Annotated in this window: 3 protein-coding genes; all 3 read left to right on the top strand. The window is 50.9% G+C overall.

Annotated features, from left to right (window positions below; translation table 11 throughout):
- Positions 1-1,803 precede the first annotated feature (1,803 nt).
- On the top strand, positions 1,804-2,055 hold the full coding sequence (locus QNA11_RS20585; RefSeq protein WP_283484575.1) for a recombinase family protein: 252 nt from the start codon (positions 1,804-1,806) through the stop codon (positions 2,053-2,055).
- A 122-nt stretch (positions 2,056-2,177) separates the two neighbouring features.
- The gene (locus QNA11_RS20580; protein WP_349362235.1) at positions 2,178-2,774 is read left to right on the top strand and encodes a recombinase family protein; all 597 of its coding nucleotides are present in this window, start codon (positions 2,178-2,180) and stop codon (positions 2,772-2,774) included.
- On the top strand, positions 2,771-3,015 hold a 245-nt coding region (locus QNA11_RS20575), incomplete at its 3' end, for a hypothetical protein (RefSeq protein WP_283484574.1). The genes QNA11_RS20580 and QNA11_RS20575, both read left to right, overlap by 4 nt.

The raw sequence follows: 3,015 nt of genomic DNA, 5'->3' as shown, positions 1-3,015 counted from the left end.
CGATGCCGCCCTGGATGAAGGCGAGGAATGGACAGGGACTTAGCCTACCTATCAAAAGAAAACGCCCCAGGAACCTTTTGAGGGAAGCCTAGGGCGTATCTTTGAAGCGTTGCGTAGTTGCCAACCGTCAGCACCTATGCGATATTGGGGTGCCTGTTGAATCCGCCAAGATTCTTCAGGGACTCACACAGTGATTGCGCCACGTGTGCGGCCAGCTTGCGCCCACCTGAATCATCTCACATTTGTGAATGTCTTTGTACATTCCTGTATCTGTACCTGTGTAAGTCCCTAAGCACCCCTCATGCGTCCGTCTGTCTCGGTCTGGGGGTTCCTTGGGTAGTCGTCAAGATGGAAGTTCTAGAGCGACACTGAGCCATTCAGACCAGAGAACAATGGGATCACACCCATGAACTGATAAGCGTTGAACTGTGACTGTTTCAGCGCCCCTGACGAACACTGCGGCTCCGTCCGTAAGAACGATGGGAACGGTACTCGATGCCCTTCAATGGGTAGGGTAGCCGTTTCCCTTTCCTCTCCTGCTCACCATCCGTAAGGATGGGGATGCAGCTGTTTAGGTTCTTAGGTTTTCAAGGTTTTTTCTTTCCCGCCTTTCAAATGAAACCGGGCGTGCCGATGGGGTCATCATCGGTGCGCAAGCAAGCGATAGCGCGCCAAGGTGTCTAGTTAGCGTGTCCTAGGGTTTTGGTGGGGAGCACGAGGGGAGGCGCAAAGCCTTGTCTATATTTCAGCACATAGTGCCGGATGCCCCTCAAACCGGGTGCAATCCGCTTCACAAGGCGAACGCCGACGCCTGGTTGGTCAAAAGCCCTTACAAGCTCACAAATTCCTGAACATAGCGCCAGGTATCAGATTCCTGATTCAAGGCCTTGTAGGCCGTCTAAAGCCCCCCTATAGCCATATTCCTTTCATTGGTAGAGCGGCGAAGTGCTTAGCAATCGCACTTGCCTTTCTATTTAATTTTCAAAAATTGCTTATCTGATATTGCAAGATTTGACAAATTGAAGTTCAAATGTTACTATCTTTGTTAGATAGCAATGCAGTTCCTCTCAAGCAGGTTTTCTCTTGCTTGCGCTTAGTCAGCAGTCATAAATACCTCAATTTCCCCTCTCGCAGCCGCCATAGGCGCACTTTTTTGCCCCCTTTTCGAGTGCAAGCGAGTTCTTCATTTTTCCGGGCCATGAAAAGGCCACAGCCCGGCGGTTAGTCATTCCATTTCAGCAGAGGCGCTCGCCTCCCTATCCGTTGAATGACCTCGTAGCTTTCACCCAATCAAACGAAAGCACCCTCTCCCGAAAACGTCGCATCCCTTCCTCAAACGTGGACAAAAACACCTTGAAGGCTAGCCACGTCGATAGGGGGAGGGGGAGTTGTATCTGCTGCATACGCATACACGGATAGGTACATACGAACAGGAGCTAAACAGTATGGATGGATTAAGTCAGTACGAAGGTAAGACAGTCGCCCAGGTCGTGAGCATGATCCGAAAAGAATCAATGACCATGAAGCAGAAGTGGCGAGCAATACAGGGCCGTGTAAAGCGAATTGTGCTGCCGAACGGACGACAAGCAAGCCTAGTCGAATGTCAGAGGTGCTTTGCCCTGGTACGAAGAGATGAAGCGGAATGCCATCACCTGAACGAAGTAGGCCAGCTCGCCTCTACAGCGCCAGCAGACATTGCAGCCTACAGAGAAAGAGTGTTCGTCCCTGCCAACGAACTAGAACCCTGGTGCAAAAAATGCCACCAACACCACCACAAAAACTAAATCAAGATTGGAGACACACATGAGCAACGAGAAAACCCACGACCAACGCCAAGCCGACCGCTCGATCCGCCGCATCAAAGAGATGATTGCTCAAGGCATGAGCCAAGATGAGATGGTCAAAATCTTGAATGAAGAAGGCTACAAAACGCTTCGTTTGCGCGACTGGAACACGAACAACCTTCGGCAAATCCTCTTTCGCATCCGACACTCTTTGAAGTCCTGGTACGGACTCAGCTCGTCCCGGTGCGGTCTTCAATCAAGCCAAGTCTGACCTATCACACGATCCTGGTTGAACAGTAGTAGCGCCAGCAAGCAAAAAAGACTATCAAAAATAGCTTGTATTGGCCCTAGTGATAGTTTATCATTGCATCAAGAGTTCAAAGATAGGATGTGATGATGATATACGGATACGCGAGAACTTCAACAGTCAGCCAAGTCGCAGGACTGGACGATCAAGTGGCTAAACTCAAGGCTGCTGGATGCACCGATCAAACGATCTTCCGGGAGCAAGTCAGCTCAGTGAAGATGGAAGAAAGAACCGAATTTGCTAAGGTTCTCAAGAAGATCAAGCAAGGCGATGTACTCGTGTTCACCAGTCTGTCTCGGGTAGCCCGCTCAATGGTTCACATGATGGAAATCGAAGCCGTTGTAGCTGCCGCTGGCGCTTCCATCCGTATCCTTGATATGAACGTGGACACGGGTACTCCACAAGGTCGCCTCACCTTCAATCTGTTTGGTTCAATAGCTCAATTTGAATTAGAAAACATGCTTGAAAGGCAGAAGGTAGGCATTGCTGCTGCCAAGGCCGCAGGCAAGTACAAAGGCCGCGCACCAACAGCAAAAGCTAAGGCCGATAAGGTGCTGGCGCTGGAAGCAAAAGGACTGACCAAGGATGAGATTGCCAAGGCACTAGACATCGGTGTTGCTTCGGTCTATCGCATTCTCAAGGAAGCCAAGCAAGCGGTATTGAAAACACAGGCCAACGTATGAAAACCCGTAGCTACAAGATCACGCCACGAGCGCCCGAGCTGGGCGGTGGATGGAAACTGACCTTGTTGGAAGATGACGAGGAAGCCGGTGGAGGCGTGTTTCCATTGCATGAGGAAAGCCCTCACGTGGGCATAGCCTGGTGGAATGCGTTGCCTATCGAAGAACGGGCATTTTGGCTAGTGAAAGCGGCGTCTGCTGTCCCAGCTGATACGCGCCACGCTTTCCTGCTCGCAGAGGCCTA

Source organism: Methylocystis sp. JR02, assembly GCF_030063565.1.
In the GTDB taxonomy this organism is placed as follows: domain Bacteria; phylum Pseudomonadota; class Alphaproteobacteria; order Rhizobiales; family Beijerinckiaceae; genus Methylocystis; species Methylocystis iwaonis.
Note: the sequence above shows the minus strand (reverse complement) of the source record. Positions and strands in the feature narration are given on the sequence as shown.

Bases quoted from the DNA above. Each gene is read 5' to 3' on its own strand.
- QNA11_RS20585 (WP_283484575.1), top strand. From the start codon at position 1,804: ATGAGCAACGAGAAAACCCACGACCAACGCCAAGCCGACCGCTCGATC.
- QNA11_RS20580 (WP_349362235.1), top strand. From the start codon at position 2,178: ATGATGATATACGGATACGCGAGAACTTCAACAGTCAGCCAAGTCGCA.